Genomic DNA, 26,383 nt, shown 5'->3' with positions numbered 1-26,383 from the left:
GGCTTGCCCGCGAAGGGAGCGACTCGGTCCATCTGATTCACACAATCCTGTTGAAAACCAAGCAAGCGCTCGGTTAACGTCGCTGAACCCTTCCATGGAGTTCGCCGATGCCTGCCTTCCAGGAATACTTCGACCCCAGCCACCAATTGGTCCGCGACAGCGTCAGACGTTTCGTCGAGCGCGAGATTCTTCCGGACATCGACCAGTGGGAAGAAGCCGAAAGCTTTCCCCGCGAACTCTACCTCAAGGCCGGTGCAGCGGGGATCCTGGGCATCGGTTACCCCGAAACCCTGGGCGGCAGCCATGAAGGTGATCTGTTCGCCAAGATCGCCGCCAGCGAAGAGTTGATGCGCTGCGGCTCTGGCGGTCTGGTCGCCGGGTTGGGTTCGCTGGACATCGGTCTGCCGCCCATTCTCAAATGGGCCAGGCCGGACGTTCGCGATCGCATCGTGCCGGCCGTGCTGGCTGGCGAGAAGATCAGTGCCCTGGCCGTCACCGAGCCCAGCGGTGGTTCCGACGTGGCCAACCTGCAAACCCGCGCCGTGCGCGACGGCGATGTCTACCGGGTCAGCGGCAGCAAAACCTTTATCACCAGTGGCGTGCGTGCGGATTACTACACCGTCGCGGTGCGCACCGGTGCGCCCGGTTTTGGTGGCATCAGCCTGTTGCTGATCGAGAAGGGCACGCCTGGGTTCACCGTAGGCCGTCAGTTGAAGAAAATGGGCTGGTGGGCGTCGGACACCGCTGAATTGTTCTTCGACGATTGCCGCGTACCTGTAGGTCATCTGATCGGCGCGGAGAACATGGGCTTCGCTTGCATCATGGGCAACTTCCAGAGCGAACGCCTGGCGCTGGCACTGATGGCCAACATGACCGCGCAACTGGCGCTGGAGGAAAGCCTGAAATGGGCCCGTCAGCGCGAAGCGTTCGGCAAGCCCATCGGCAAGTTTCAGGTGCTCAAGCATCGCCTCGCCGAAATGGCCACGGCGCTGGAAGTGTCACGGGAGTTCACTTACCGCCAGGCGGCGAAAATGGCGGCGGGGCAGAGTGTGATCAAGGAGATTTCCATGGCGAAGAATTTCGCGACGGACACGGCGGATCGGATTACCACGGATGCGGTACAGATTCTGGGGGGCTTGGGTTATATGCGTGAAAGCCTGGTGGAGCGGCTGTACCGGGACAATCGCATCTTGTCGATTGGTGGCGGGACACGGGAAGTGATGAACGAGATTATCAGTAAGCAGATGGGGCTTTGAGTGTTGTGGTGTTGCTGCTGACGCCTTCGCCGGCAAGCCAGCTCCTACAGGTTCGGTGTCGTTCGCACACATTCGGTACGACTCGAAATTGTAGGAGCTGGCTTGCCGGCGATGGCGTCCTTGAGCGCGCCGCTTATTTATCAGCCAGGGCAAACTGCGTCAGGCAAAACGTCGGAATCCCCATGTCTTCCAGGCGTTGCGACCCACCCAACTCCGGCAGATCAATAATCGCCGCCGCTTCATGCACCCGCGCGCCCATGCGTCGAATCAGGTTCGCCGCCGCAATCAGCGTGCCGCCGGTGGCGATCAAATCATCGAACATCACCACCGAGTCGCCTTCACACAAGCTGTCGGCGTGGACTTCAAGGAAGGCTTCGCCGTACTCGGTCGCATAACCTTCGGCCAGCACATCCGCCGGCAGTTTGCCTTGCTTGCGGAACAGCACCAGCGGCTTGTTCAACTGATAGGCCAACACCGAACCGATCAGGAAACCACGGGCATCCATGGCGCCGATGTGGGTGAAATCGGCCTCGACATAACGGTGGGCAAAGCTGTCCATCACCAGGCGCAGAGCCGTGGGCGACTGGAACAGCGGGGTGATGTCGCGAAAAATGACGCCCGGTTTCGGGAAGTCGATCACCGGGCGGATCAGGGATTTGATGTCGAAGGAGTCGAAGACCATTGTCTAGGTGTCCTGGCAGGCTGCAAACGTCGCAGTATAACGGCGGCTGAACCGTTTCGCTCAGCCGCCGTGGTCGTAATCAGCCTTCGATCGAACCGCCGGCGAGGGCGCAGAGCTGGATCGGGTCGAGGATGTGGATTTCCTTGCCTTCGGCGGCGATCAGCTCGTTCTGCTGGAAGCGCGTGAACACCCGCGACACGGTTTCCACCGCCAGGCCCAGGTAGTTGCCGATTTCATTGCGCGACATGCTCAGGCGAAACTGATTGGCCGAGAAACCACGAGCGCGGAAGCGTGCCGACAGGTTGACCAGGAAGGTGGCGATTCGCTCGTCGGCGGTTTTTTTCGACAGCAGCAACATCATTTGTTGATCGTCGCGGATTTCACGGCTCATCACGCGCATCAACTGACGGCGCAGTTGTGGCAGTTGCAGCGCCAGTTCGTCGAGGCGTTCGAACGGAATTTCGCAGACCGAGGTGGTTTCCAGCGCCTGCGCCGAGACCGGATGCTTTTCGGTGTCCATGCCTGACAGGCCAACCAGCTCGCTCGGCAGATGGAAACCGGTGAGTTGTTCTTCACCGCCATCGCTGAGACTGAAGGTTTTCAGGGCGCCAGAACGTACTGCATAAACGGAGTCGAAAACGTCGCCCTGACGGAACAGGAACTCGCCCTTCTTCAGTGGGCGGCCACGTTTAACGATTTCGTCCAGCGCATCCATGTCTTCCAGATTCAGAGAAAGTGGCAAGCAGAGGGGAGCCAGGCTGCAGTCCTTGCAATGGGCCTGGTTATGAGCGCGCAGTTTTACTGGCTCGGACATTTCTTAAATCCTTGTGGGAAAGCACACATAAGACGTAAGGGTACCTCACCGGAAGACGTTCAGGCCAGCGCTGTGCCGATTTGTCACGCCATGGTAAAGCGCCGCCGTCGGTGGCCGATAACCTGGCATCAACCTATGCGCAGGTACTCGTTTCATGGCCACCATCGGCGTGCTCAACCCCGGCAACAGTGGTGTGCAAACACTGCATGAGCCTGCAAACGGCCTGGCCGGCGAAGACTCGGCAATCGCCATTGGCCCGGCCTCTTCGCCCGTGGCTGAAGGCATCAAAGTCTCGTTGTCCGGCGCCGGTTTGACCAAGGCTGCCAGTTCTCACGGTGACAACAAGGACATTGAAGAAAGCGGGTTACCGGAAAACATTCAACAGATCCTGAAAATGATTCGCCGATTACAGAAACAGATCGCCGAGAAAGTCGCGCTCATGCAAGCGGTAATGGCAGACAAACGACTCTCTGCCGAAGAGCGCAGGGCCAAACTTGGCGCGTTGCAAGCGGTCATCGGCACGCTCAATGGCGGGTTGATCACCGCCAATATGGCCCTGTCCAAAGCCATGACTCAGTCAAACCTGACCCCCGAGCAAGTGCTGAAGACCGCATCTTTGGCGATGAAGTCTTAGATCACCCGTGAGAATCGCTGACGGTTCTGTTGCTCCAGGTACGCGTCGAACACCATGCACACCGATCGCACCAGCAAGCGTCCGGCGGGCAGTACGGTGATCCGTTCATTGTTCAGTTCGATCAGTCCGTCTTCGGCCATGCGTTGCAGTTGCGGCCACAATTCGCCGAAGTAGCCGCGAAAATCGATGTTGAAAGTCTTCTCGATCTCAGCGAACTCCAGGTTGAAACTGCAAATCAATTGTTGAATCACCGCCCGCCGCACGCGGTCATCGGCATTGCACAGCAGGCCGCGATTGGTGGCCAGTTGTGCTGAGGCCAAGGCGTTCTGGTACTGATTCAGGTCGCTGCTGTTCTGGCAGTACAAGTCGCCAATCTGGCTGATGGCCGAGACGCCGAGGCCGATCAGGTCGCAATGGCCGTGAGTGGTGTAGCCCTGGAAGTTGCGTTGCAGTGTTGATTCTTCCTGAGCAATCGCCAGTTCATCGTCGGGCAGGGCGAAGTGATCCATACCGATGTAACGGTAGCCAGCGGCGGTCAGCTGTTCGATGGTGCGCTGGAGCATTTCCAGCTTCTGTGCCGGCGTCGGCAATTCGTCGCTGTTGATTCGCCGTTGCGGCAGGAAGCGCTCCGGCAAGTGCGCGTAGTTGAATACCGACAGGCGGTCCGGTTGCAGGTTGATCACTTCGTCGACCGTGCGGGCGAAGTTCTCCGGCGTCTGCCTTGGCAAACCGTAGATCAGGTCAATGTTGATCGAGCGAAATTGCAGCGTCCGTGCAGCGTCGATCACCGCCCGGGTTTCCTCCAGGCTTTGCAGGCGATTCACCGCGCGTTGCACGGCCGGATCGAGGTCTTGCAGGCCGATGCTGACCCGGTTGAAACCCAGTTCGCGCAGCAGGCCCATGGTCGACCAATCGGCTTCGCGCGGGTCGATCTCGATACCGTAGTCGCCGGAATCGTCATCCAGCAAGTTGAAGCTTTTGCGCAGTTGCGCCATCAGCTGACGCAGTTCGTCATGGCTGAGAAAGGTCGGTGTGCCGCCACCGAAGTGCAATTGCTCGACCTTCTGCGCCGGGTCGAGATGGCAGGCGATCAGCTGGATTTCCTGCTCCAGGCGCTGCAAGTAGGGCAGGGCGCGACCGCGATCCTTGGTGATGACTTTGTTGCAGGCGCAGTAGTAGCAAATGTTCGCGCAGAACGGCACGTGCACGTACAGCGACAACGGACGCAGGGCCTTGCGGCTTTCGCGCAGCGCATGGAACAGGTCGAAGGTGCCGACATGACCATCGAACTGCACGGCGGTCGGGTAGGAGGTGTAACGCGGTCCCGCCAGGTCGTAACGGCGGATCAGATCGGTATCCCAACGAATGGCGTCGAGCATCATGCGGGCATTCCCCCGGATAGGCTGGCAGTGTCGGCAAGTCTATGGGGTGCGGCGTTGGGGCATCTTGATTTGCATCAACGGTCAGGATTTGTGTTGTGGGTGCGGGCCCTTTCGCGGGCAAGCCTCGCTCCTACAGTGGATCGCGCACAACTGTAGGAGCGAGGCTTGCCCGCGAAGGCCGCGCCGCCGATCAATGCCCCATAAGCCAATGCTGATGCGGCCCCGGCAAGGTCCAGATGCCAAACAGCATCACCAGCAAGCCGCCCGTCATGCGTACGTACCGTTTGCGCAACAGCGCCGTGACCCGCTCGGCCGCCAGCCCCGTGGCAAGCAACACCGGCCAGGTGCCCAGCCCGAACGCGAGCATCAGCAATGCACTGTCCAGCGCATTGCCCTGGCTCGCCGACCACAGCAACGTGCTGTAAACCAGCCCGCACGGCAGCCAGCCCCAGAGCGCGCCGAGCAACAAGGCTCGTGGCAGGCTCGACACTGGCAACAGCTTGTTCGCGACGGGCTGAATATGCCGCCACAAACCGCGACCGAGGCTTTCGATGCGGGTCAGGCCGCTCCACCAGCCGGCGAGATAAAGCCCCATGGCGATCAGCAGCAATCCGGCGAGGATACGCATGAACATCGCCGCCGGGCTGTTCGCCACCGCCCAACCCGCCAGGCCGATCAGCAGGCCGGCCGCTGCGTAACTGAGAATCCGCCCGAGGTTGTAGGCCAGCAGTAATCGAAACCGGCGGCTGCGCTGTTCCTTGGGAATCGCCAGGGTCAGCGCGCCCATCAAGCCGCCGCACATGCCCAGGCAATGCCCGCCGCCGAGCAGGCCCAGGATGACCGCCGACACCAGCAGGGGCGCCAGCTCAAACATGCGGGGGCGCCTTGTCGTCCGGTTTGGCCGGATGGCCGCTGGCCTCGTCGACCGCTGCGGTGTGGTTCGGGTCCTGGTCGTCGAACAGGATGCTGTGGGCCGGGCCGTCGAGGTCGTCGTACTGACCGCTGTCGACCGCCCAGAAGAAGATGTAGACCGCGATGGCGACGATCAGCAGTGCGGCCGGGATCATCACGTAGAGAGCTGGCATGGTGAGGCTCCATGCCCGCGCGGCTCAGGCCGGCAGCGGGCGGGTTTCTGGCATGGCGCTGGCGGTTGGCGTGCTCGGCAGGCGAGTCAGGCGCAGGGCGTTCAGCACCACGGTCAACGAACTGATGGACATGCCGACCGCCGCCCACACCGGCGTGATCCAGCCGAGGGCGGCGAACGGCAACATGAGGCCATTGTACAGCCCGGCCCACAACAGGTTCTCGATGATGACCCGACGGGTGCGCCGAGCGAGGCTGAAGGCTTGCACCAGCGCGTCCAGGCGGTTGGACAACAGCACCGCATCCGCACTGGTTTTCGCCAGATCGGTGGCCGAACCCATGGCGACGCTGATGTCGGCGGCGGCCAGCACCGGCACGTCATTTACGCCGTCACCGAGCATCAACACCTTGCGTCCTTCTTTGTGCAACTGTTGCAGGACCTGCAATTTGTCGTCCGGACGCAAACCGCCGCGGGCCTCGTCGATGCCCAGCTCGGCGGCGACGCTGGCGACCATCGGCGAGCTGTCACCCGACAGCAGCAACGTGCGCCAGCCGCGCGCCCGGCAGGCTTCCAGTAACGCGGGCGCATCGCTGCGCAAACGGTCGTCGAGGACGAACCATGCCAGCGGTCCGGCATTGTTGCCGAGCAGCAGCCATTGGCCGGCTTCATCCGGCATCAGCGGGATGGCAGCGCCACTGAGTTCGCAGACAAAACCCGGTTGGCCGATGCGCAGGCGTTGCTCACCGACCACGCCTTCCAGGCCCAGCCCCGGCGTGCTGTGGACTTCTTCAGCGGCCAGTGGCGCGCGACCAAACGCACGGGCGATGGGGTGTTCGGAACGGTTTTCGAGGGCGGCGGCGAGGCCCAGGCATTGATCGCTGTCGAGCGCGCCGAGCGGGCGGATCGAGCGCAGCGCCAGGCGCCCTTCGGTGAGGGTGCCGGTCTTGTCGAAAATCACCGTGTCGATCTGGTTCAGGCCCTCCAGCACATGGCCGCGGGTCAACAACAAACCCAGTTTGTGCAGCGTACCGGTGGCGGCAGTGAGGGCGGTCGGTGTGGCGAGGGACAGGGCGCACGGGCAGGTCGCGACGAGCATCGCCAGGACAATCCAGAAGGCGCGCGATGAGTCCAGCTCCCACCACAGCAGACCAATGCAAGCGGATGCGATCAGCGTCAGCAGCAGGAACCATTGCGCGGCGCGGTCGGCGATCTCCGCCAGTCGTGGCTTCTCGGCCTGGGCGCGGTCGAGCAGGCGGACGATGGCAGACAGTCGGGTGTCCTGGCCGAGGGCGAGGACTTCCACAGTCAACGCACCCTCGACGTTCAGGGTGCCGGCGGTGACGGCGTCACCAAGCGTGCGCGGCTGTGGCAGGTATTCGCCAGTCAGCAGGGATTCGTCGATGCTCGACTGACCGTCGAGGATCTTGCCATCGGCCGGCAGGATCGCACCGGGATGCACCAGAACCTGATCGCCGACGCGCAGTTCGCTGAGCAGGATCCGCTCGCTCTGACCATCAGCGCTCAGGCGCAAACACGAGGCGGGCAGCAGATTGACGAGTTGTGCGGTGGCGGCGGCGGTGCGTTCGCGGGCGCGACGCTCCAGATAGCGCCCGGCCAGCAGGAACAACGCAAACATGCCGACGGCATCGAAATACAATTCGCCGACCCCGGTGATCGAGGTCCATATCCCGGCGATGTAGGCACTGCCAATCGCCAGCGACACCGAGACGTCCATGGTCAGGTGGCGGGTACGTAAATCGCGCATCGCCCCTTTGAAGAACGGCGCACAGCTGTAGAACACAATCGGTGTGGTGAGGAACAGCGCGACCCAGCGCAGGATGGTGTGCAGCTCGGGGCTGAGGTCGATGTTGAATTCCGGCCAGGTGGCCATGGTCGCCATCATCGCCTGGAACCACAGCAGCCCGGCAACCCCGAGTTGGCGTAGCGCCAGGCGGTTTTCGCTGGCCAGTTGTTCGCTGGCGCGGTCGGCCTGATAGGGATGGGCGGCGTAACCGATGTGGCGTAACTCGCTGAGCACCTGGCTCAGCGGCAATTGCGCATCGGCCCAGCGTACGTGCAGGCGATGATTGGACAGGTTGAGGCGCGCTTCGGCCACCGCCGGCAAGCCGCGCAGGTGTTTTTCGATCAGCCAGCCACAGGCCGCGCAACTGATGCCTTCCATCAGCAGCGTGGTTTCGGCGAGTTCGCCATCGTGGCGCACGAAGGGTTTTTGCACGTCGGCGCGATCGTACAGCGCCAGTTCATCCACCAACTGCACCGGCAACGCTTCGGGGTTGGCCGAGGCTTCGCTGCGGTGCTGGTAATAGCTTTCCAGCCCGCCGGCGACAATCGCTTCGGCCACCGCCTGACAACCCGGGCAGCAGAACTCGCGGGTTTCACCGAGGACGGCCGCGGTGAAGCGGCTGCCGGCCGGGACGGGCAGGGCGCAGTGGTAGCAGGGGGTTGGGGTGGTCATGATGTTGGATCTATGTCGTCTGGAAGGGCCTCATCGCTGGCAAGCCAGCTCCTACAAGGGGTCGCACGATCCTGTAGGAGCCGGCTTGCCGGCGATGCGCGAAGCGCGACTTTACTTTTTCAGGTCTTCGGCGCCCTGCAGCGGTTCGTCACCCAGCAGCAGATCCTTGTCATGGCTGACCAGCTCTTCTTCGAACATACGCCAGATGTGGTCGTCCTGAGTACCCAGCAATTCGACAAAACGACGACCTTCAACCTTGTCGCTCAACTGGCCGATGTAGCGGCCCTGTTCGGTTTCGCTTTGGGCGAGGGTGATCTTGCGATCCTTCTCCGGTTGGGTCGGCGAGATCAGGTTCAGTTCGAGGGTTTTCGGTTGGCTGTTGCCGCTCAGGCGCAGGTCGACTTCGCCGGTCACGTCATCCAGGTGCACGCTGGCGCGCAGGAGCAGGGTTTGCGCCAGCAGTTCACGGTCGAGGGAGCGGTTGATGCCTTTGCCGGCCTCGTAGTAGTTGTCGTTGACCAGGTTGTCCGGGTTGTTCACCGCGATGGTCACCATGGACAAGGTCAAGGTCACCGAACAGGCGAGGATGGCAATGATGATCCACGGCCAAAGATGCTTGTACCAGGGACTTGCGGCGTTTGCTGCGGGCATGATCACTTCTCTTAACGAATTTGTGGGCCGATGAACCGGCTCTTGGCTTCAACGTGGATGCTCTCGTCATCGGCATCCTTGAGGATGAATTTCACCTCGTTGGTGCTCGATGGCAGTTTTTCCGGCGCGATGGACAGTTCCACCGGCTGGCTGAAAATTTCGCCGGCGGCGACCTTGATCTCGCGTTTGCCTTGCAGCTTGAGATCCGGCAGGCCAGCGGCTTCCAGCACGTAGGTGTGGTCGCGCTGATCCTTGTTCATGATCTTCAGGCTGTAGACGTTTTCAATCCGGCCTTCGGCGTTCTCGCGGTACAGCACGCGGTCTTTGCTGACGTCGAAACCGACCAGCGAACGCATGAAGAACGCCGTCGCCAGCAACGCCATCATCGCCAGCAATACAGCGGCGTAGCCGATCAGGCGCGGGCGCAGTTTATGGGTTTTTTGCCCGGACAGGTTGTGCTCGGTGGTGTAGCTGATCAGACCGCGCGGGTAATCCATCTTGTCCATGATGCTGTCGCAGGCATCGATGCACGCAGCACAACCGATGCATTCGATTTGCAGGCCGTCGCGGATGTCGATGCCGGTCGGGCAGACCTGGACGCACATGGTGCAGTCGATGCAATCGCCCAGGCCCTGGGCCTTATAGTCGATGCCTTTCTTGCGCGGGCCGCGGCTTTCACCGCGACGCGGATCGTAGGAAACGATCAGCGTGTCCTTGTCGAACATCACGCTCTGGAAGCGCGCATACGGACACATGTAAATGCACACCTGCTCGCGCAACCAGCCGGCGTTGCCGTAAGTGGCGAGGGTGAAGAAACCGACCCAGAAATACGACCAGCCATCCGCTTCGCCGGTGAAGAATTCGATGGTCAGTTCGCGGATCGGCGAGAAGTAACCGACGAAGGTCATGCCGGTTGCGAAGCCGATCAGCAGCCACATCGAGTGCTTGCTGAATTTACGCAGGAACTTGTTGGCGCTCATCGGCGCCTTGTCGAGCTTGATGCGCTGGTTGCGGTCGCCTTCGGTGACCTTCTCGCACCACATGAAAATCCACGTCCAGACGCTCTGCGGGCAGGTATAACCGCACCAGACACGACCGGCGTACACGGTAATGAAGAACAGCCCGAACGCGCTGACAATCAGAATGCCCGAGAGCAGGATGAAATCCTGCGGCCAGAACGTTGCGCCAAAAATAAAGAACTTACGCTCTGGCAGGTTCCACCAGACGGCTTGATGACCGGCCCAGTTCAGCCAGACCGTGCCGAAATACAACAGAAACAAAAACGCGCCGCCCATCATCCGCAGGTTACGGAACAGGCCAGTGAAGGCACGGGTGTAGATCTTTTCTCGAGAGGCGTAGAGGTCGACGCTGTTGTTCGCGTTCTTGGCAGGCGGGGTAACGTCGTGTACCGGAATCTGGTTGCTCATCAGTTGCATCCCACGGCAGTGGAAAAATGCCTCGGTCAGTACATGCCGACCGCGGTCAAAAAGGGGTGTTGCAGTGGCGCAATGATACGCCTGTAGCTCTAGATCAAGGGTGCGACCTTTGGTCGCGTTGGGGAAAAATCATGAATGGTGTAGCAGATGTAACAAAACATGATTCAGGTCAATTGACTTGTGGAGTATAGCCGGCTGGGGGTTATTCATCGGCGCCAGCATCTTGTATGCCTGGCGCCGATCGCCGCTTACTTGACCGGGACCGTGTGAGTCGCGACGGGGTTTCGCCAGTCATTGCCCGCGACGACGTTTACCGTCATTTGCGTTCTATCGGCAGAGAACGTGGCATACAACCAGCTTTGCTGAACCGCCGAGCCACTCATGAACAAGGGAATGTCGCCGTAGATGTAGTTGCTCGACTCATATTTCCCGCTTTGCTTGTTCGCATTCGCGGAAAACACGGCGGTCACGCCATAGTCCTCGATCATCTTTGTGAACCGGAAAATCTCGGTCTCCCTGACCGGCCAGTGAAACGGCTGATGCAAGTTCAGCAAAATGATTTTGCCTTGCGCCCGCGCCCGCTGCAGGTCGCGTTCCAGCCAGTCGAGGGATGCCGTGATTTCATAGGCGGTGGTCTGGAAGAACGAGCTGGTGGAAAAGTTGGTGGTGTAAGTGGGTTCGTTGTGCAACTGAACCACGTGAACATCACCGTAATCCCGGGAGTAAGCCAGGCTGCCGTACCAGGTTTTCGTCAGGCCGGAAGCCCGGGCGGCGAGGTCCATGTTGGCGACTTTTCCCCAGTACCGGTCCTTGAGGTCGTCCACGCTTCCAGCGGCGCAACTTGCGCAACTGGCGACATTGAAGTCGTAGTCGTGATTGCCCAGGCCGTAGTCATAGAGGTTGCTCAGTTTGTTCTGCAATACCGCGTTGAGGTAGGTGCGTTCGCCGGGTTGTCCCGACGCAGTCATGTTGCCGTTGATCATGACGGGAACGGCGGAGGCGCCGCCCGATTGTTTGCGCAAGTCAGCGATGCTGGAGTACTGCGCATCGATCAGCCAGCGTGAACGCTCTTCTTTGCTTGAAGTGGATTCACTTTCGCCATTGTCTGACTTTTCACTTGAAGGGAACTTGGGGTCCGAGGCAAAGACGAAGTGTCGGGGAGTAATATCACTGGCAGTCGAATGCATGGCAGGGCCGCAAGTAAAGATCGCCAGGAACAGCAGTTTAAAATAACTTGAAGGTTTCATAGAAGTCCATTTCCAGTAACAAGAGTGTGTTTGTGGTTGTTTAGTGGGTCGGTATATTTTGTTTGTTGAAGTCTGGATGCTTATTAATATGAATGGAGATGGATTTAAATGGAATTTTATAAAAAAAGTAATTTGTTGCTGTGTCTTGCAATTGTGTTGTCCCTGCTTTCTGTACACGGCAAGTCGATGGCTGAAACGCCCAGACACATGGTGTTTGCCTCTGATTCGCAATATCCCTGGAGTGATCTGACCGATGACAATATTTCAGACCCCAATAAAGAGGAACGATCAAAAGAGCTGATAGAGCTACAGAATTCCGATATAGCGAGTTTCAGAGAGCTGAATGGCGGAGCTTCCCGTATACCAGTCATGATTAATGGTGATATCACGGCATTTGGGCATGGTGGTGAGCGTTCATACATGAGGTCGGTCTTCGAGCGAAAGTTGGGAGGGTTGTATGACTATGGGCTGGGTAATCATGACTACGCCAATAATGTGGATGACTGTTTTTTGAATAACTGTGCGGCAGGCAGTCTTAATGACCTCAAGGATCGTTATTGGGGGAAAGTTGACTCCATGGATCTGGCGGCAAGAGCCCAAGGGTTCGGCACGGTTTACTACGGCAGCTTTGCCTATTCGAAAAATTTCGGTGATGTACACGTGATTCAATTGAATAACGAGCCGACTTACGCAGTGAGTTTTTCTTCCGGTAATCCTCTTGCGCCCACACACTTTGAAGTGACCCCTGCGCTTGATTGGCTGGAGCAGGATCTGAAGAGGGCTAGAGAACAAGGCAGGATTATTATCCTGAATATGCACAAGGTATACGATTGGAATGGCAGCGACGCTCAGCTTTCCAGGTTTAAGCAGATGGTCGAACAGTACAAGGTGACGGCCATTTTCGGTGGGCATGACCACTGGGGGACAGGGGCCTTTTTTGATTGGGGGATGGAGCAGCGGTTCGGTGAGGTGCCGGTATTTTTAAGCGGGTCGGCATCCCAGCAAACCTACCTGATTGCCAGTTTTTCCGGTGACGGGCGCTCCCTCGAAGTCAGCATTGTCAGACGCAGCAACTGGCCAAGCCGCAAGGTCGACAAAGTCATTCCGGTCATCCGGTAAGCTGAAATGAAACGGCCCCGCCAATTCTCACTGGCGGGGCCGTTTTTTTGCATCAAGCGTTTGCCTTACTGGGCATCCGCCGCCGGAGCTTTCTCACCGTGAGACAAGCTGTAGACGTAAGCGGCCAGCAGGTGAACCTTGTCGTTGCCTTGCAGCTGTTCTTGCGCAGGCATCTGGCCCTGACGGCCGTAGCGGATGGTCTGCTGCAGTTGAGCGAAGCTCGAACCGTAGATGAACGCGCCCGGGTGGGTCAGGTCAGGTGCGCCCATCGCTGGCGTCCCTTTGCCGGCCGGACCGTGGCACGCCACGCAGTTGGCGGCGAACAGTTTCTGCCCGGCAGCCGGGTCAGCCTTGGTGCCTTCCGGCAGCTTGCGGCCATCGAGGCTGGTCAGGACGAACGCAGCAACATCAGCAACGCCTTGTTCGCCGATCACTTCAGCCCATGCCGGCATGACCGCGTGACGACCGCCCATGATGGTGGCCTTGATGGTTTCTGCTTCGCCACCCCAGCGCCAGTCGGCGTCGGTCAGGTTCGGGAATCCATAAGCGCCTTTGGCGTCGGAGCCGTGGCAAACCGAGCAGTTGGAGGCGAACAAACGGCCACCCATCTTCAGGGCTTGCGGGTCCTTGGCGACTTCTTCGATTGGCATGGAAGCGAATTTGGCGAAGATCGGGCCGAACTTGGCGTCCGACTTGGCCATTTCCTTTTCCCACTCGTGAACGCCGGTCCAGCCGCTCTGGCCGTTGGCGAACGCGGTCTGCTTCTCGTTATCCAGGTAGTTGTAACCCGGCAGCAGGCCTTTCCAGTTGCCCAGGCCCGGGTACAGCACCAGGTAACCCAGGGCGAAAATGATGGTGCCCACGAACAGCATGAACCACCATTTCGGCAGCGGGTTGTCGTACTCCTCGATCCCGTCGAAGGAGTGGCCAACCGTTTCTTCGGTGGCTTCGCTGCGCTGGCCCTTGCGGGTGGACAGCAACAGCCAGGTCAGGGCGAAGATGGTGCCGAGACTGAGGACTGTGACGTACAGACTCCAGAACGTAGTCATTCTTTGTTACTCCTAGAAGCTTGCTCGACGTGCTTGATGGCTTCGGGATCATCCGCGAAAGGCAGCAAGGTCGCGTCTTCAAACTCCGACTTGCGCTTGGGGCTGAACACCCACAGCGCCAGACCGATGAAGGCCACCATCACAACAACGGTGCCCAGGCCACGAATCATCCCGATATCCATCTAAATCACCGTTTGCTTTTGATGATGGTGCCCAGGCCTTGCAGATAGGCCACCAGCGCGTCCATTTCGGTTTTGCCCTTCACAGCATCCTTGGCGCCGGCGATGTCTTCGTCGGTGTAAGGGACGCCGAGCGTGCGCAAGACTTCCATTTTCTTGGCGGTGTCTTTGCCGTCGAGCTTGTTTTCCACGAGGAACGGGTAGGCCGGCATTTTCGACTCGGGCACTACGTTGCGCGGGTTGTACAAATGCGCACGCTGCCAGTCATCGGAGTAACGACCGCCGACACGGGCCAGGTCCGGACCGGTACGCTTGGAACCCCACAGGAACGGGTGGTCCCAGACGCTTTCACCGGCAACCGAGTAGTGGCCGTAGCGTTCGGTTTCAGCACGGAACGGGCGGATCATCTGCGAGTGGCAGCTGACACAACCGTTGGCGATGTAGATGTCGCGGCCTTCCAGTTCAAGGGCGGTACGAGGCTTCATGCCTTCGACCGGCTTGTTGGTGACGTCCTGGAAAAACAGCGGAACGATCTGGGTCAGGCCGCCGATGCTGACGGCGATGACCATGAAGAAGGCCAGCAGGCCAATATTCTTCTCGACTGCTTCATGCTTCATCAGTGAGCTCCAACTACAGCAATCTGTTCGGCGGCTTCAGCTTCGGCCGGGTTCGAGGCACGTACGGTACGCCATACGTTGTAGGCCATGAGCAGCATGCCGGTGGCGAAGAATGCGCCGCCCAATGCGCGAACGATGAAGCCCGGGTGGCTGGCTTGCAGCGCTTCGACGAACGAGTAGGTGAGGGTGCCGTCGTCGTTGATTGCACGCCACATCAGACCCTGGGTGATGCCGTTGACCCACATCGAAGCGATGTACAGAACGGTACCGATGGTCGCGAGCCAGAAGTGTGCGTTGATCAGGCCGATGCTGTGCATCTGCGCGCGACCGAACAGTTTCGGGATCATGTGGTAGATCGCGCCGATCGAGATCATCGCTACCCAGCCAAGAGCGCCGGCGTGTACGTGGCCGATGGTCCAGTCGGTGTAGTGCGACAGCGAGTTGACGGTCTTGATCGCCATCATCGGACCTTCGAAGGTCGACATGCCGTAGAACGCCAGGGAGACCACGAGGAAACGCAGGATCGGGTCGGTGCGCAGCTTATGCCAGGCGCCCGACAGGGTCATCATGCCGTTGATCATGCCGCCCCAGCTTGGTGCCAGCAGGATGATCGACATGGCCATGCCCAACGACTGCGCCCAGTCCGGCAGCGCGGTGTAGTGCAGGTGGTGCGGACCGGCCCAGATGTACAGGGTGATCAGCGCCCAGAAGTGCACGATGGACAGGCGATAGGAGTAGATCGGACGCTCGGCCTGCTTCGGAACGAAGTAGTACATCATCCCGAGGAAGCCGGTGGTCAGGAAGAAACCGACGGCGTTGTGGCCGTACCACCACTGGATCATCGCATCCGTCGCACCGGCGTAGGCCGAGTAGGACTTGAAGAAACTGACCGGCAGCGAGGCGTGGTTGACGATGTGCAGCATCGCCGTCACGACGATGAAGGCACCGTAGAACCAGTTGCCCACATAGATGTGCTTGGTCTTGCGCTTGGTGATGGTGCCGAAGAACACCAGACCGTAGGTGACCCAGACGATGGCCAGCAGAATAGCCAGGGGCCATTCCAGCTCAGCGTATTCCTTGGTGGTGGTGTAACCCAACGGCAAGGTAACGATGGCGCCGACGATCACCGCTTGCCAACCCCAGAAGGTGAAGGCCGCGAGGCTGTCGGAAATCAGTCGCGTTTGGCAGGTTCGCTGCACGACGTAATAAGAAGTGGCAAACAGTGCACAACCACCAAAGGCGAAAATCACCAGGTTAGTGTGCAACGGGCGCAGGCGTCCAAAGCTCGTCCACGGCAGACCGAAGTTCAACTCCGGCCAGACCAGTTGCGAGGCGATGAAGACACCGAGCCCCATGCCAAGGATCCCCCAGACCACCGTCATGATGGCGAACTGGCGGACTACCTTATAGTTATAAGCAGTCGGACTGATTGCTGTGCTCATTCTAAGGTTCCACGGTTTGGGTGTTTTATTAGGAGTAAAAATCGGCCGCAAGTATGGAGAAAGCAGGGGGTCATTGCAACGCGCCATGACCTGGGTCAATGCTTTCAAAAGCTGATTCTGCGGCCTTTCCATGCGCCGCGTAAGGACAAAATCGCCCTCGGACAAAATGTCGCAGCGAACGAAAATGATGAGAGGGTCAGGTCAGTTGTAACGGGGTGTGTTCAAACGCAACGATCGGGTGACCGATGGCAATTGGCACGACAGCCGGTATCTACCAGCCTTTGCGGCTTGTCATCGAGCTGATTCGTCGAACACATCGGGTCGGGTCGACCTGGAACCGGCTCAAGCCAGTCCGCATCGGGGCAAGCTTAGACCCGAATCTGGTGAACCGAAAGGCGGACTAACGGAGGGGTGCGACAATGGGTCGCAAAGGGGCAGGGAACTGCCGCATCCGAGAAGAATGCGGCAGCAGAGCGGTCAAGAATTATTCGCTTTTGCCTTTGGCCTGCAAACGCTCTGTATTCAGACCGTGGGACAGGCTGTACACATAAGCGGCCAGCAGTTGCACTTTGTCGTTGCCGAGCAGTTCGTTCTGCGCCGGCATATGGCCCTGGCGGCCATGGCGGATCGTTTGTTGCAGTTGCGCCAGGCTTGTACCGTAGATAAAACCGGCCGGTTGCGTCAGGTTCGGCGCACCCATGGCTTCAGTGCCCTGGCCGTTTGCCCCATGACAGGCTACGCAGGTGGTGCTGAATGCTTGCTGTCCGGCTTGCAGGTCGGCGGTGTCGCCAGCCGGCAATGGCAGGCCGGCCAGTTCATGACGCACATACGCGGCAACGTTTTTCACGCCGGCTTCGCCGAGGATTTCACCCCAGGCCGGCATCGCCGCCATGCGTCCACCCATGATCGTGGTCTTGATCATCTCGGCGTCGCCGCCCCAGCGCCAGTTGCTGTCGGCCAGGTTCGGGAAACCGAAAGCGCCCTTGGCATCCGAGCCGTGGCACACCGAGCAGTTCGAGGCGAACAGGCGACCGCCCATTTTCAGCGCTTGCGGGTCCTTGGCCACTTCTTCCACCGGCATGGCGGCGAATTTGGCGAAGATCGGTCCGAACTTCGCGTCGGCCTTGTTCATCTCCTTTTCCCATTCGTGAACGCCGGTCCAGCCGTTCTCGTAACCCGGCAGGATGCCTTTCCAGTTGCCCAGGCCCGGGTAAAGAATCAGGTAGCCCACGGCGAACACCAGCGTGCCGGCGAACAGCATGAACCACCACTGCGGCAGCGGATTGTCATATTCCTCGATGCCGTCGAAGCTGTGGCCCATGGTCTGGTCGACGCTGCCCTTGGTTTCGCCCTTGCGGGTGCCGATCAGCAGCCAGGTCAGGCCGATCAGGCTGCCGATGGTCAGTACGCAGATCCACGTACTCCAGAAAGTGGTCATGACCGGGTACTCCTTGCTTCAGGTTCTTGGGTGCTATCGGCTTGTGGCTCATCGGCGAACGGCAGCAAACGTGCTTCGGCGAACTCCGGATTGCGCTTGCTGTTGAACACCCACAACGTCAGGCCGACAAAGGCCACGAACACCACGACCGTGCCCAGGCCGCGAATCAATCCACTGCTCATTACGCTCATTATTTCAAAGGGCATGGCTCACCTCTTGCTCTTGATGGCAGTGCCGAGCACTTGCAGGTAGGCGACCAGTGCGTCCATTTCGGTCTTGCCCTTGAGCGATTCGACCGAGCCTGCGATGTCGGCATCGGTGTACGGCACGCCGAGGGTGCGCATCGCCTTGATCTTGGTTTCGGTGTGGCTGCTGTCGAGCTGATTGGCCACCAGCCATGGATAGGCCGGCATCTTCGATTCCGGCACCACGTTGCGCGGGTTGTACAAGTGCGCGCGGTGCCAGTCTTCGGAGTAGCGGCCGCCGACACGGGCCAGGTCCGGACCGGTACGCTTGGAGCCCCACAGGAACGGGTGATCCCAGACGCTTTCCCCGGCCACCGAGTAGTGACCATAACGCTCGGTCTCGGCGCGGAACGGCCGGATCATCTGCGAGTGGCAACCGACACAGCCTTCGCGGATGTAAATGTCGCGACCTTCCAGTTGCAACGCGGTGTAGGGCTTCATGCCTTCCACCGGTTTATTGGTCACGTCCTGGAAGAACAGCGGGACGATCTGGGTCAGACCGCCGATGCTCACGGCCAGGACCATCAGCAGCATCAGCAGGCCGACGTTTTTTTCGATTGTTTCGTGTTTCATCTCGGACTCCTCAGGCCATCTGCGCGGCAGCGGCGACTTCGGCAGGCTGCGAGGCCCGCACGGTGCGCCAGGTGTTGTAAGCCATCAGGAACATGCCGCTGAGGAAGATCGCACCGCCCACCAGTCGCACGATGAAGCCTGGGTGGCTGGCCACCAGGGTTTCGACGAAGGAGTAGGTCAGCGTGCCGTCTTCGTTGACTGCGCGCCACATCAGGCCCTGGGCGATGCCGTTGACCCACATCGAGGCGATGTACAGCACGGTGCCGATAGTGGCCAGCCAGAAGTGCGCGTTGATCAGGCCGATGCTGTGCATCTGCGGGCGACCGAAGATTTTCGGGATCATGTGGTACAGCGCGCCGATGGAAATCATCGCCACCCAGCCGAGTGCGCCGGCGTGCACGTGGCCGATGGTCCAGTCGGTGTAGTGGGAGAGGGCGTTCACGGTCTTGATCGCCATCATCGGCCCTTCGAAGGTCGACATGCCGTAGAACGCGAGCGAGACCACGAGGAAGCGCAGGATCGGGTCGCTGCGCAACTTATGCCAGGCGCCGGAGAGCGTCATCATGCCGTTGATCATGCCGCCCCAGCTTGGCGCCAGCAGAATCAGCGACATCACCATGCCCAGCGACTGCGCCCAGTCCGGCAGCGCGGTGTAGTGCAAGTGGTGCGGACCGGCCCAGATGTACAGGGTGATCAGCGCCCAGAAGTGCACGATCGACAGGCGATAGGAATACACCGGACGCTCGGCCTGTTTCGGCACGAAGTAGTACATCATCCCGAGGAAACCGGCGGTGAGGAAAAAGCCTACGGCGTTGTGGCCGTACCACCACTGCACCATGGCATCGGTCGCACCGGCGTACAGCGAGTAGGACTTGGTGAAACTCACCGGCAGTTCAAGGTTGTTGACGATGTGCAAAATCGCCACGGTGATTATGAAACCACCGAAGAACCAGTTGCCCACATAGATGTGCTTGGTCTTGCGCTTGGCCAGCGTGCCGAAAAACACGATGGCGTAGGCGACCCAGACGATGGTGATCAGGATGTCGATCGGCCATTCCAGCTCGGCGTATTCCTTGGAGCTGGTGTAGCCCAGCGGCAGGCTGATCGCCGCCAGCAGGATCACCAGTTGCCAGCCCCAGAAGCAGAACGCGGCGATTTTCGGCGCAAACAGTTGCGTCTGGCAGGTGCGTTGCACCGAATAGAACGAACTGGCGAACAGGGCGCAACCGCCGAACGCGAAGATCACCGCGTTGGTGTGCAGTGGGCGCAAGCGGCCGAAACTGGTCCACGGCAAATTGAAGTTGAGTTCGGGCCAGACCAATTGAGCCGCGAGAAAAACCCCGAGCCCCATGCCGACGATGCCCCACACCACCGTCATAATGGCGAATTGGCGGACCACCTTGTAGTTGTAGGCGGTACTGATAGAAGTGTTCATGGTTCCCCATCCACGGTTCAGCCGAAAGGGCGTTCGCGCAAGGCAGACGCTCCCTTCGCCTGGAGTTATAGGCAGACTAAAAGCGAGGCAAGCATGGACAAAGAGCACAAGGCCAGTATTGACGGGGATCAATGGGCGCAGTGTGTGCGGGAGCATGGATGGCTGTGGAACGAGGCCGCTTCAACGGTTTCGGGTGAGCCTGCGACGCTGATTCTTGCGCATGGCGCCGGGGCACCGATGGACAGCGCCTGGATGAACGACATGGCCGCGCGCCTTGCTGCGCAGGGCGTCAACGTGCTGCGCTTCGAGTTCCCCTACATGGCGCAACGACGTGTCGATGGCGGCAAGCGTCCCCCGAACCCGGCACCGAAACTGCTGGAGTGCTGGCGTGAGGTGTACGCCGTGGTGCGACGCCATGTCACTGGTCGCCTGGCCATTGGCGGCAAGTCCATGGGCGGGCGGATGGCCAGTCTTTTGGCCGATGAGCTCGAAGCCGATGCCTTGGTGTGCCTCGGCTATCCGTTCTATGCCGTAGGCAAGCCGGAGAAGCCACGGGTCGAGCATCTGGCTGCGTTGAAGACCCGGACGCTGATTGTCCAGGGCGAGCGCGATGCGTTGGGGAATCGTGAGGCGGTCGAGGCTTATGCGTTGTCACCGAGTATCGAGGTGTTCTGGCTGGTGGCGGGGGATCATGATTTGAAGCCGTTGAAGGCTTCGGGGTTTACGCATGAGCAGCATTTGGCGGCTGCGGCGAGCAAGGTTGCAACATTTCTGCGGTGAGATTTGCAGTGTCTGTCCGGGCCTCTTCGCGGGCAAGCCTCGCTCCTACAGGTTATCGGTGTCCGCTTGGGATGACCTGTAGGAGCGAGGCTTGCCCGCGAAGGCACCCCAACAGGCAACATCTCATTCAAACTGGCAATAAAAAACCCGGAGGCTTTCACCGTCCGGGTTTTGTTTTTCCAGCATCAATCAGCGGTTAAACCGCTCCACCAACGAATACTGGGTATTCGCGGTCTTGGTCAGCTCTTCACTCAACAACGCCGAGTGCTGCGCCTGTTCCGACGTCTGGTCGGCCAGTTGCGAGATGTTGCTGATGTTGCGGCTGATTTCTTCGGCCACCGAGCTTTGTTCTTCGGTCGCGGCCGCAATCTGGGTGGTCATGTCGGTGATATGTGCCACCGCTTCGCTGATCCCGACCAGTGCCTGATCCGCTTCGAGCACCCGTGCCACACCTTCTTCCGCCTGGCGATGCCCGGACTCCATGGTTTGCACGGCGGTGCTGGCGGTTTGCTGGAGCTTGGCGATCAGGGCGTGAATCTGCCCGGTGGATTCGCTGGTGCGCTGCGCCAATTGGCGAACTTCGTCGGCAACCACCGCAAAGCCGCGACCCATCTCGCCGGCACGCGCCGCTTCGATGGCGGCGTTCAACGCCAGCAGGTTGGTCTGGTCGGCGATGCCTTTGATCACGTCGACCACGCCGCCGATTTCATCGCTGTCCTTGGCCAGTTGCGTCACGGTCAGACCGGTTTCGCCGACCACCTCCGACAGGCGCTGAATGGCTTCGCGGGTTTCCCCGGCGATGTCACGGCCGCGCCCGGTCAGGCGATTGGCTTCTTGAGTCGCGTCCGCCGTGCGTTGCACGTGGCTGGCGACTTCCTGGGTGGTGGCGGCCATCTGGTTGACGGCGGTGGCCACTTGTTCGGTTTCGACGCGCTGACGTTCCAGGCCGGTGGAGCTGCTGTGAGCCAGGGTGTCGGACTGTTTCGCCTGGTCGCTCAGGTGCTCGGCGGTGTCCTGCAGACGGGTCAGGCAGGTTTTCAGGCGGGCTTCCTGGCTGAGGATCGACATCTCCAGACGCGCCTGGGCACCACGGCTGTCGGTGTACATCTGCGCGATCAGCGGGTCGGAGGTGGTCTGCTCGGCCAGGCGCAGCAAGCGCTTGAGGCCGCGCTGTTGCCAGCTCAACCCCAGCAGGCCCAATGGCACCGAAAGACCGGCGGCCAGGGCAAAACCCCATTGGGAGTTGAGCGTGGCACCGATCATGAAGCTCAGCTGGCTGACCAGAATGAACGGCAACCAGTCCTGCAGGACCGGCAGCCATTTATCGGTGGAAGGAATCGCTGACTTGCCCTGGTTGATGCGTTGGTAGAGTGCTTCGGCACGCTGGATCTGCTCGGCGGTGGGTTTGACCCGCACCGACTCGTAACCGATCACCTGGTTGCCATCGAACACCGGTGTGACGTAGGCGTTAACCCAGTAGTGGTCACCGGTCTTGCAGCGATTCTTGACAATGCCCATCCATGGCAAGCCTTGTTTCAATGTGCCCCACATGTGCGCGAACACCGCGGCCGGTACGTCGGGGTGACGAACCAGGTTATGCGGTGCACGGATCAGTTCCTCGCGGGAATACCCACTGATTTCGACGAAAGCGTCGTTGCAGTAGGTGATCACGCCCTTGGCATCGGTAGTGGAAATCAACCGTTGCTGAGCCGGGAAGGTCCGTTCGCGTTGTGTAATGGGCTGGTTGTTACGCATGGCTTTTTTCAATCCGCAAGGCTTTGAGAGGTTGTCGGCACCGTCAGGGATTTATTGAAGAATATTTTTCAATAATCAGCGGCGCGTCGCAAAACGACCGTTGCGTCAGCCCGCCAGCATCGGATAGGTGAACAGGCTGAAATGCAGCAGGTTCAAACCGAAATGCGTGGCAATGGCCGCACCTAACCCGCCGAAACGGTAGGCCAGACCATAGCCGACACCTGCCAGACTCGCCAGCAACACCCATTGCCAGCCAGCGCCCGCATGCACCAGGCCAAACAACAGCGAGGCGAGCAGCAGCGCCAGGTTTTCACCATAAGGCAGGTGTTTAAAGTGCCGGCTGAGGCCGCCCTGAAGGTAGCCGCGAAACAGCGCTTCTTCCACCAGCGTCACCAGCAGCAGGTTGTTGAACAGCCACAGCCAGGCCTGATCAGGCCATTTGGGGGCCCAACTGATCACACCCAACAACAGCGCGCCACCCAATGCCAGCACGCTGCTCAGTGTCAGCCCCAGCAGCGCGGCGGGAATGGAAAGCCGCAGCGAATGCCGGCCGACAATCCACGGGCAGACCAGCAATAGCCAGAAACCAATCAGCGGTTTGTCCAGATTCAGGTACAGCGCAAACGGTACGGCATCGTCGGTAATACGATGCGGATTGATACCGCGACCGTTGTAGAAACCGGGGAGCCAGTGCATCGCCAGTGCCAGCGCCATGAAAATAAACAGGCCGTGACCGAGGTAATGGCCGATCCGGAGCTGTTGCTGACGCACGGCGAGACCGGCGATCAGTAGCAATGCGACCGAGATAAGCGCCAGCCAGCCGAGATGGCCGTAGGACAGCGCCATGGCATAACCGAGGGAGAGCAGGGCCAGGAAGGTCCATGGCAAAGCAAACATCTGAAGTCCTTGTGTTCGAAATTCTGCGGGGCGCCTCGGTCCACTGTAGGAGCAAGCTTGCTCGCGATGGCGGAGTGTCAGGCGGCACTGATATTGGATGTTACGGCCCCATCGCGAGCAGGCTCGCTCCTACAGTGGTGTGGTGTCCGGTATACAAAAGCGCGGCGATTATAGGGACATACACCCCACAAACAAAAACACCGCCCGAAGGCGGTGTCTTTTTCTGCAAACACCTACGACGCAATCAACTGCCGCAACACGTAATGCAAAATCCCCCCTGACTTGAAGTACTCGACTTCATTCAGCGTATCGATCCGGCACAACACCTCGATCTTCTCGCGGCTGCCGTTTTCGCGAGTGATGATCAGCGTCAGGTTCATTCGCGGCGTCAGCTCGACGCCGCTCAGGCCCTGAATGTCCAGGGTCTCCTTGCCGGTCAGATTGAGGCTCTTGCGGTTCTGATCCAGCTTGAACTGCAAGGGCAACACGCCCATGCCGACCAGGTTGGAGCGGTGAATCCGCTCGAAGCTTTCGGCGATGACCGCTTTCACGCCCAACAGATTGGTGCCTTTGGCCGCCCAGTCGCGGCTCGAACCGGTGCCGTATTCTTGCCCGGCAATCACCACCAGCGGCGTGCCCGAGGCTTGGTAACGCATGGCCGCGTCGTAGATCGCCAGTTTTTCCCCGGTAGGAATGTAAATCGTATTGCCGCCTTCCTCGCCGCCGAGCATCTCGTTGCGAATGCGGATGTTGGCAAAGGTGCCGCGCATCATCACTTCATGGTTGCCGCGACGGGAGCCGTAGGAGTTGAAGTCCCGAGGCTCCACACCTTTCTCGCGCAGGTAATGGCCGGCGGGACTCTCGGTCTTGATGTTGCCGGCGGGGGAGATGTGGTCGGTGGTCACCGAGTCGCCGAGCAGCGCAAGGACCCGGGCGCCCGCGACGTCCTTGACCACGGGCGGCGGTCCGCCGATGTCGTCGAAAAACGGTGGGTGCTGGATGTAAGTCGAATCGTCCTGCCAGACGTAGGTCGCCGCTTGAGGCACTTCAATCGCCTGCCATTGCTCGTCGCCGGCAAACACTTCGGCGTATTCCTTGTGGAACATCGCGGTGTTGACCTGATTCACCGCGTCGGCGATTTCTTGGGTGCTTGGCCAGATGTCCCGCAAGTAAACCGGGTTGCCGTCCTTGTCGTCACCCAATGGCTCACTGCTGATATCAATGCGCACCGTGCCGGCCAGCGCAAACGCGACGACCAGCGGCGGCGAGGCCAGCCAGTTGGTTTTCACCAGCGGATGCACGCGGCCTTCGAAGTTGCGGTTGCCCGACAGCACCGAAGCGACGGTCAGGTCGGCTTTCTGGATGGCTTTTTCGATCGGCTCCGGCAACGGCCCGGAGTTGCCGATGCAGGTGGTGCAGCCATAACCGACCAGGTCGAAACCGAGTTGATCCAGGTATTGCGTCAGCCCGGCAGCCTTGTAGTAGTCGGTCACTACTTTGGAACCGGGAGCGAGCGAGCTTTTCACCCACGGTTTGCGCTTGAGGCCTTTTTCCACGGCTTTCTTCGCCACCAGGCCGGCGGCCATCATCACGCTCGGGTTGGAGGTGTTGGTGCAGGAGGTGATTGCGGCGATGACCACCGCACCGTTTTTCAAGCGATAGGTTTGGCCTTCAAAATCGTAGTCGGCTTCACCGGCCAAGTCGGCATTGCCCACCGCGACGCCACCACCGCCTTCACTTTCGAGGCGACCTTCTTCCTTGCTGGCAGGTTTGAATTGCAGGTCGGTGAAGTCACTGAATGCTTGCGCAACATTCGGCAACGACACCCTGTCCTGTGGGCGTTTCGGCCCGGCGAGGCTGGCTTCGACGCTGCGCATGTCCAGCGCCAGGCTGTCGGTGAACACCGGCTCCTTGCCCGGCTGGCGCCACAGGCCTTGCGCCTTGCTGTAGGCCTCGACCAGTTTCACCGTTTCAAGTGGACGACCGGATAGGCGCAGATAATCCAGAGTGATGTCATCCACCGGGAAAAAGCCGCAGGTGGCGCCATATTCCGGGGCCATGTTGGCGATGGTCGCGCGGTCGGCCAGCGGCAGGTCGGCAAGGCCGTCGCCGTAGAACTCGACGAATTTGCCGACCACACCTTTCTTGCGCAGCATCTGGGTCACGGTCAGCACCAGGTCGGTGGCCGTGATGCCTTCCTTCAATTTGCCGGTGAGTTTGAAGCCGATCACTTCCGGAATCAGCATCGACACCGGTTGGCCGAGCATCGCCGCTTCCGCCTCGATCCCGCCGACACCCCAGCCGAGCACGCCGAGGCCGTTGATCATGGTGGTGTGGGAATCGGTGCCGACCAGCGTGTCGGGGAACGCGTAGGTGCGGCCGTCTTCATCCTTGGTCCAGACCGTGCGGCCGAGGTATTCGAGGTTCACCTGATGGCAAATCCCGGTGCCCGGCGGCACTACGCTGAAGTTGTCGAAGGCACTCTGGCCCCAGCGCAGAAAGGCGTAACGCTCGCCGTTGCGCTGCATTTCGATGTCGACGTTCTGTTCGAAGGCGCTGGCGCTGCCGAACTTGTCGACCATCACCGAGTGGTCGATCACCAGGTCCACCGGCGACAGTGGATTGATCCGTTGCGGGTCGCCGCCGGCCTTGGCCATGGCGGCGCGCATGGCGGCCAGGTCGACCACGGCGGGAACGCCGGTAAAATCTTGCATCAAGACGCGGGCGGGGCGGTACTGGATCTCGCGGTCGGAGCGGCGCTCCTTGAGCCAGGCGGCAATCGCTCGCAGGTCGGCGCCGGTGACGGTTTTTTCGTCTTCCCAGCGCAGCAGGTTTTCCAGCAGCACTTTCAACGACATCGGTAGCTTGTCGAGATCACCGAGGCTTTTGGCGGCATCGGGCAGACTGAAGTAATGGTAGGTCTTGTCGTCGACTTGCAGGGTTTTAAGGGTTTTCAGGCTATCGAGGGACGGCATTACGATCACTCCTTAAAGTCCGCACGGCTACGGACTGAGGGGACGGACAGAGCTTTCAACCTAGCCCCGTTTGTACGTTAAAGCTAATAACCGGACTCTATGGGCAAGTCCGAGGTTCCGAACTCGGCTATCATGCGCCGGTTTTCGTGACAGGCTTTGCTTCAACGCAAGTCTGGGCATCGCGCAGTGGCTGAATTCTTCGCCAACTGCCCAGGAG

The 26,383-nt window shown here is 60.0% G+C and carries 24 protein-coding genes; 4 read left to right on the top strand and 20 right to left on the bottom strand.

Translation table 11 applies throughout. From position 1 onward, the window contains the following. The first annotated feature begins 107 nt into the window (after positions 1–107). Positions 108–1,256, top strand: a complete 1,149-nt coding sequence (locus tag PMI32_RS16670) for an acyl-CoA dehydrogenase family protein (RefSeq protein ID WP_008028555.1) — start codon at positions 108–110, stop codon at positions 1,254–1,256. A 133-nt stretch (positions 1,257–1,389) separates the two neighbouring features. On the opposite strand, the gene PMI32_RS16675 is transcribed toward PMI32_RS16670, so the two are convergent. Together PMI32_RS16675 and fnr are read right to left on the bottom strand one after the other, a co-directional pair. Then, entirely contained in the window at positions 1,390–1,938 is a 549-nt protein-coding gene (locus PMI32_RS16675) for an adenine phosphoribosyltransferase (protein ID WP_008028553.1), read from the bottom strand. A 79-nt stretch (positions 1,939–2,017) separates the two neighbouring features. Then, entirely contained in the window at positions 2,018–2,752 is a 735-nt protein-coding gene (gene fnr / locus PMI32_RS16680; protein WP_008028550.1) for a fumarate/nitrate reduction transcriptional regulator Fnr, read from the bottom strand. 154 nt (positions 2,753–2,906) lie between these two features. Between fnr and PMI32_RS16685 the strand changes: the two genes are divergently transcribed. Beyond that, on the top strand, positions 2,907–3,386 hold the full coding sequence (locus PMI32_RS16685) for a DEAD/DEAH box helicase family protein (protein ID WP_008028548.1): 480 nt from the start codon (positions 2,907–2,909) through the stop codon (positions 3,384–3,386). Here the strand turns inward: PMI32_RS16685 and hemN are convergent. The 7 genes from hemN to PMI32_RS16720 form a co-directional block, all read right to left on the bottom strand. Next, a complete protein-coding gene (gene hemN / locus PMI32_RS16690) occupies positions 3,383–4,765 on the bottom strand; it encodes an oxygen-independent coproporphyrinogen III oxidase (RefSeq protein WP_032828730.1) in 1,383 nt (460 codons plus the stop codon). The two genes, PMI32_RS16685 and hemN, sit on opposite strands and share 4 nt — an antisense overlap. A gap of 193 nt (positions 4,766–4,958) precedes the next feature. After that, positions 4,959–5,642 (bottom strand): sulfite exporter TauE/SafE family protein, encoded by a 684-nt coding sequence (locus PMI32_RS16695; RefSeq protein WP_008028545.1) that lies wholly within the window; start codon positions 5,640–5,642, stop codon positions 4,959–4,961. Then, positions 5,635–5,853, bottom strand: a complete 219-nt coding sequence (ccoS, locus tag PMI32_RS16700) for a cbb3-type cytochrome oxidase assembly protein CcoS (RefSeq protein WP_008028543.1) — start codon at positions 5,851–5,853, stop codon at positions 5,635–5,637. Before ccoS ends, PMI32_RS16695 begins: the two co-directional genes overlap by 8 nt. A 24-nt stretch (positions 5,854–5,877) precedes the next feature. Further along, on the bottom strand, positions 5,878–8,328 hold the full coding sequence (locus tag PMI32_RS16705) for a heavy metal translocating P-type ATPase (RefSeq protein ID WP_008028541.1): 2,451 nt from the start codon (positions 8,326–8,328) through the stop codon (positions 5,878–5,880). A 111-nt stretch (positions 8,329–8,439) separates the two neighbouring features. After that, entirely contained in the window at positions 8,440–8,979 is a 540-nt protein-coding gene (locus PMI32_RS16710; protein ID WP_008028539.1) for a FixH family protein, read from the bottom strand. An 11-nt stretch (positions 8,980–8,990) separates the two neighbouring features. Then, positions 8,991–10,406, bottom strand: coding sequence for a cytochrome c oxidase accessory protein CcoG (gene ccoG / locus PMI32_RS16715; RefSeq protein ID WP_008028537.1), 1,416 nt, complete (start codon positions 10,404–10,406; stop codon positions 8,991–8,993). Positions 10,407–10,663: 257 nt separating this feature from the next. Then, entirely contained in the window at positions 10,664–11,662 is a 999-nt protein-coding gene (locus PMI32_RS16720) for a metallophosphoesterase family protein (protein WP_008028535.1), read from the bottom strand. 108 nt (positions 11,663–11,770) lie between these two features. On the opposite strand from PMI32_RS16720, the gene PMI32_RS16725 reads away from it, so the two are divergent. After that, positions 11,771–12,781 (top strand): metallophosphoesterase family protein, encoded by a 1,011-nt coding sequence (locus PMI32_RS16725; protein ID WP_008028533.1) that lies wholly within the window; start codon positions 11,771–11,773, stop codon positions 12,779–12,781. A gap of 65 nt (positions 12,782–12,846) precedes the next feature. Here the strand turns inward: PMI32_RS16725 and ccoP (PMI32_RS16730) are convergent, their stop codons facing one another. The 8 genes from ccoP (PMI32_RS16730) to ccoN (PMI32_RS16765) form a co-directional block, all read right to left on the bottom strand. Next, a complete protein-coding gene (gene ccoP, locus PMI32_RS16730) occupies positions 12,847–13,830 on the bottom strand; it encodes a cytochrome-c oxidase, cbb3-type subunit III (protein ID WP_008028532.1) in 984 nt (327 codons plus the stop codon). Beyond that, positions 13,827–14,012, bottom strand: coding sequence for a CcoQ/FixQ family Cbb3-type cytochrome c oxidase assembly chaperone (locus PMI32_RS16735; protein WP_003175465.1), 186 nt, complete (start codon positions 14,010–14,012; stop codon positions 13,827–13,829). The genes ccoP (PMI32_RS16730) and PMI32_RS16735 overlap by 4 nt, the downstream gene beginning before the upstream one ends. 5 nt (positions 14,013–14,017) lie before the next feature. Further along, positions 14,018–14,626, bottom strand: coding sequence for a cytochrome-c oxidase, cbb3-type subunit II (gene ccoO / locus PMI32_RS16740; protein ID WP_008028530.1), 609 nt, complete (start codon positions 14,624–14,626; stop codon positions 14,018–14,020). Continuing rightward, a complete protein-coding gene (ccoN, locus tag PMI32_RS16745; RefSeq protein ID WP_008028528.1) occupies positions 14,626–16,068 on the bottom strand; it encodes a cytochrome-c oxidase, cbb3-type subunit I in 1,443 nt (480 codons plus the stop codon). The genes ccoO (PMI32_RS16740) and ccoN (PMI32_RS16745) overlap by 1 nt, the downstream gene beginning before the upstream one ends. A gap of 484 nt (positions 16,069–16,552) precedes the next feature. Further along, on the bottom strand, positions 16,553–17,506 hold the full coding sequence (gene ccoP / locus PMI32_RS16750) for a cytochrome-c oxidase, cbb3-type subunit III (RefSeq protein WP_008028526.1): 954 nt from the start codon (positions 17,504–17,506) through the stop codon (positions 16,553–16,555). Continuing rightward, entirely contained in the window at positions 17,503–17,712 is a 210-nt protein-coding gene (locus tag PMI32_RS16755) for a cbb3-type cytochrome oxidase subunit 3 (protein WP_008028524.1), read from the bottom strand. Before PMI32_RS16755 ends, ccoP (PMI32_RS16750) begins: the two co-directional genes overlap by 4 nt. 3 nt (positions 17,713–17,715) lie before the next feature. Then, a complete protein-coding gene (gene ccoO / locus PMI32_RS16760; RefSeq protein WP_008028522.1) occupies positions 17,716–18,324 on the bottom strand; it encodes a cytochrome-c oxidase, cbb3-type subunit II in 609 nt (202 codons plus the stop codon). Between the two features lie 10 nt (positions 18,325–18,334). Continuing rightward, positions 18,335–19,759 carry a cytochrome-c oxidase, cbb3-type subunit I gene (gene ccoN / locus PMI32_RS16765; RefSeq protein ID WP_008028521.1) on the bottom strand — a complete coding sequence of 475 codons (1,425 nt, stop codon included), beginning with the start codon at positions 19,757–19,759 and terminating at the stop codon, positions 18,335–18,337. A 93-nt stretch (positions 19,760–19,852) separates the two neighbouring features. On the opposite strand from ccoN (PMI32_RS16765), the gene PMI32_RS16770 reads away from it, so the two are divergent. Continuing rightward, positions 19,853–20,539 carry an alpha/beta family hydrolase gene (locus PMI32_RS16770; protein ID WP_008028519.1) on the top strand — a complete coding sequence of 229 codons (687 nt, stop codon included), beginning with the start codon at positions 19,853–19,855 and terminating at the stop codon, positions 20,537–20,539. A gap of 189 nt (positions 20,540–20,728) precedes the next feature. Here the strand turns inward: PMI32_RS16770 and PMI32_RS16775 are convergent, their stop codons facing one another. The 3 genes from PMI32_RS16775 to acnA form a co-directional block, all read right to left on the bottom strand. Further along, complete coding sequence (locus PMI32_RS16775) at positions 20,729–22,294, bottom strand: methyl-accepting chemotaxis protein (protein ID WP_008028517.1); 1,566 nt, start codon at positions 22,292–22,294, stop codon at positions 20,729–20,731. 105 nt (positions 22,295–22,399) lie between these two features. Continuing rightward, positions 22,400–23,191, bottom strand: coding sequence for a CPBP family intramembrane glutamic endopeptidase (locus PMI32_RS16780; RefSeq protein WP_008028515.1), 792 nt, complete (start codon positions 23,189–23,191; stop codon positions 22,400–22,402). A gap of 233 nt (positions 23,192–23,424) precedes the next feature. Continuing rightward, positions 23,425–26,166, bottom strand: coding sequence for an aconitate hydratase AcnA (acnA, locus tag PMI32_RS16785; protein ID WP_008028513.1), 2,742 nt, complete (start codon positions 26,164–26,166; stop codon positions 23,425–23,427). Positions 26,167–26,383: the final 217 nt, after the last annotated feature.

The sequence above is a fragment of the Pseudomonas sp. GM60 genome (assembly GCF_000282415.1).
Classification (GTDB): Bacteria; Pseudomonadota; Gammaproteobacteria; order Pseudomonadales; family Pseudomonadaceae; genus Aquipseudomonas; species Aquipseudomonas migulae.
The sequence above is the reverse complement of the archived record's forward strand: the minus strand, read 5'-3'. Positions and strand labels throughout refer to the sequence as shown.

Coding starts and splice junctions, on each gene's coding strand:
- PMI32_RS16670 (WP_008028555.1), top strand. CDS start 108: ATGCCTGCCTTCCAGGAATACTTCGACCCCAGCCACCAATTGGTCCGC.
- PMI32_RS16675 (WP_008028553.1), bottom strand. CDS start 1,938: ATGGTCTTCGACTCCTTCGACATCAAATCCCTGATCCGCCCGGTGATC.
- fnr (WP_008028550.1), bottom strand. CDS start 2,752: ATGTCCGAGCCAGTAAAACTGCGCGCTCATAACCAGGCCCATTGCAAG.
- PMI32_RS16685 (WP_008028548.1), top strand. CDS start 2,907: ATGGCCACCATCGGCGTGCTCAACCCCGGCAACAGTGGTGTGCAAACA.
- hemN (WP_032828730.1), bottom strand. CDS start 4,765: ATGCTCGACGCCATTCGTTGGGATACCGATCTGATCCGCCGTTACGAC.
- PMI32_RS16695 (WP_008028545.1), bottom strand. CDS start 5,642: ATGTTTGAGCTGGCGCCCCTGCTGGTGTCGGCGGTCATCCTGGGCCTG.
- ccoS (WP_008028543.1), bottom strand. CDS start 5,853: ATGCCAGCTCTCTACGTGATGATCCCGGCCGCACTGCTGATCGTCGCC.
- PMI32_RS16705 (WP_008028541.1), bottom strand. CDS start 8,328: ATGACCACCCCAACCCCCTGCTACCACTGCGCCCTGCCCGTCCCGGCC.
- PMI32_RS16710 (WP_008028539.1), bottom strand. CDS start 8,979: ATGCCCGCAGCAAACGCCGCAAGTCCCTGGTACAAGCATCTTTGGCCG.
- ccoG (WP_008028537.1), bottom strand. CDS start 10,406: ATGAGCAACCAGATTCCGGTACACGACGTTACCCCGCCTGCCAAGAAC.
- PMI32_RS16720 (WP_008028535.1), bottom strand. CDS start 11,662: ATGAAACCTTCAAGTTATTTTAAACTGCTGTTCCTGGCGATCTTTACT.
- PMI32_RS16725 (WP_008028533.1), top strand. CDS start 11,771: ATGGAATTTTATAAAAAAAGTAATTTGTTGCTGTGTCTTGCAATTGTG.
- ccoP (WP_008028532.1), bottom strand. CDS start 13,830: ATGACTACGTTCTGGAGTCTGTACGTCACAGTCCTCAGTCTCGGCACC.
- PMI32_RS16735 (WP_003175465.1), bottom strand. CDS start 14,012: ATGGATATCGGGATGATTCGTGGCCTGGGCACCGTTGTTGTGATGGTG.
- ccoO (WP_008028530.1), bottom strand. CDS start 14,626: ATGAAGCATGAAGCAGTCGAGAAGAATATTGGCCTGCTGGCCTTCTTC.
- ccoN (WP_008028528.1), bottom strand. CDS start 16,068: ATGAGCACAGCAATCAGTCCGACTGCTTATAACTATAAGGTAGTCCGC.
- ccoP (WP_008028526.1), bottom strand. CDS start 17,506: ATGACCACTTTCTGGAGTACGTGGATCTGCGTACTGACCATCGGCAGC.
- PMI32_RS16755 (WP_008028524.1), bottom strand. CDS start 17,712: ATGCCCTTTGAAATAATGAGCGTAATGAGCAGTGGATTGATTCGCGGC.
- ccoO (WP_008028522.1), bottom strand. CDS start 18,324: ATGAAACACGAAACAATCGAAAAAAACGTCGGCCTGCTGATGCTGCTG.
- ccoN (WP_008028521.1), bottom strand. CDS start 19,759: ATGAACACTTCTATCAGTACCGCCTACAACTACAAGGTGGTCCGCCAA.
- PMI32_RS16770 (WP_008028519.1), top strand. CDS start 19,853: ATGGACAAAGAGCACAAGGCCAGTATTGACGGGGATCAATGGGCGCAG.
- PMI32_RS16775 (WP_008028517.1), bottom strand. CDS start 22,294: ATGCGTAACAACCAGCCCATTACACAACGCGAACGGACCTTCCCGGCT.
- PMI32_RS16780 (WP_008028515.1), bottom strand. CDS start 23,191: ATGTTTGCTTTGCCATGGACCTTCCTGGCCCTGCTCTCCCTCGGTTAT.
- acnA (WP_008028513.1), bottom strand. CDS start 26,166: ATGCCGTCCCTCGATAGCCTGAAAACCCTTAAAACCCTGCAAGTCGAC.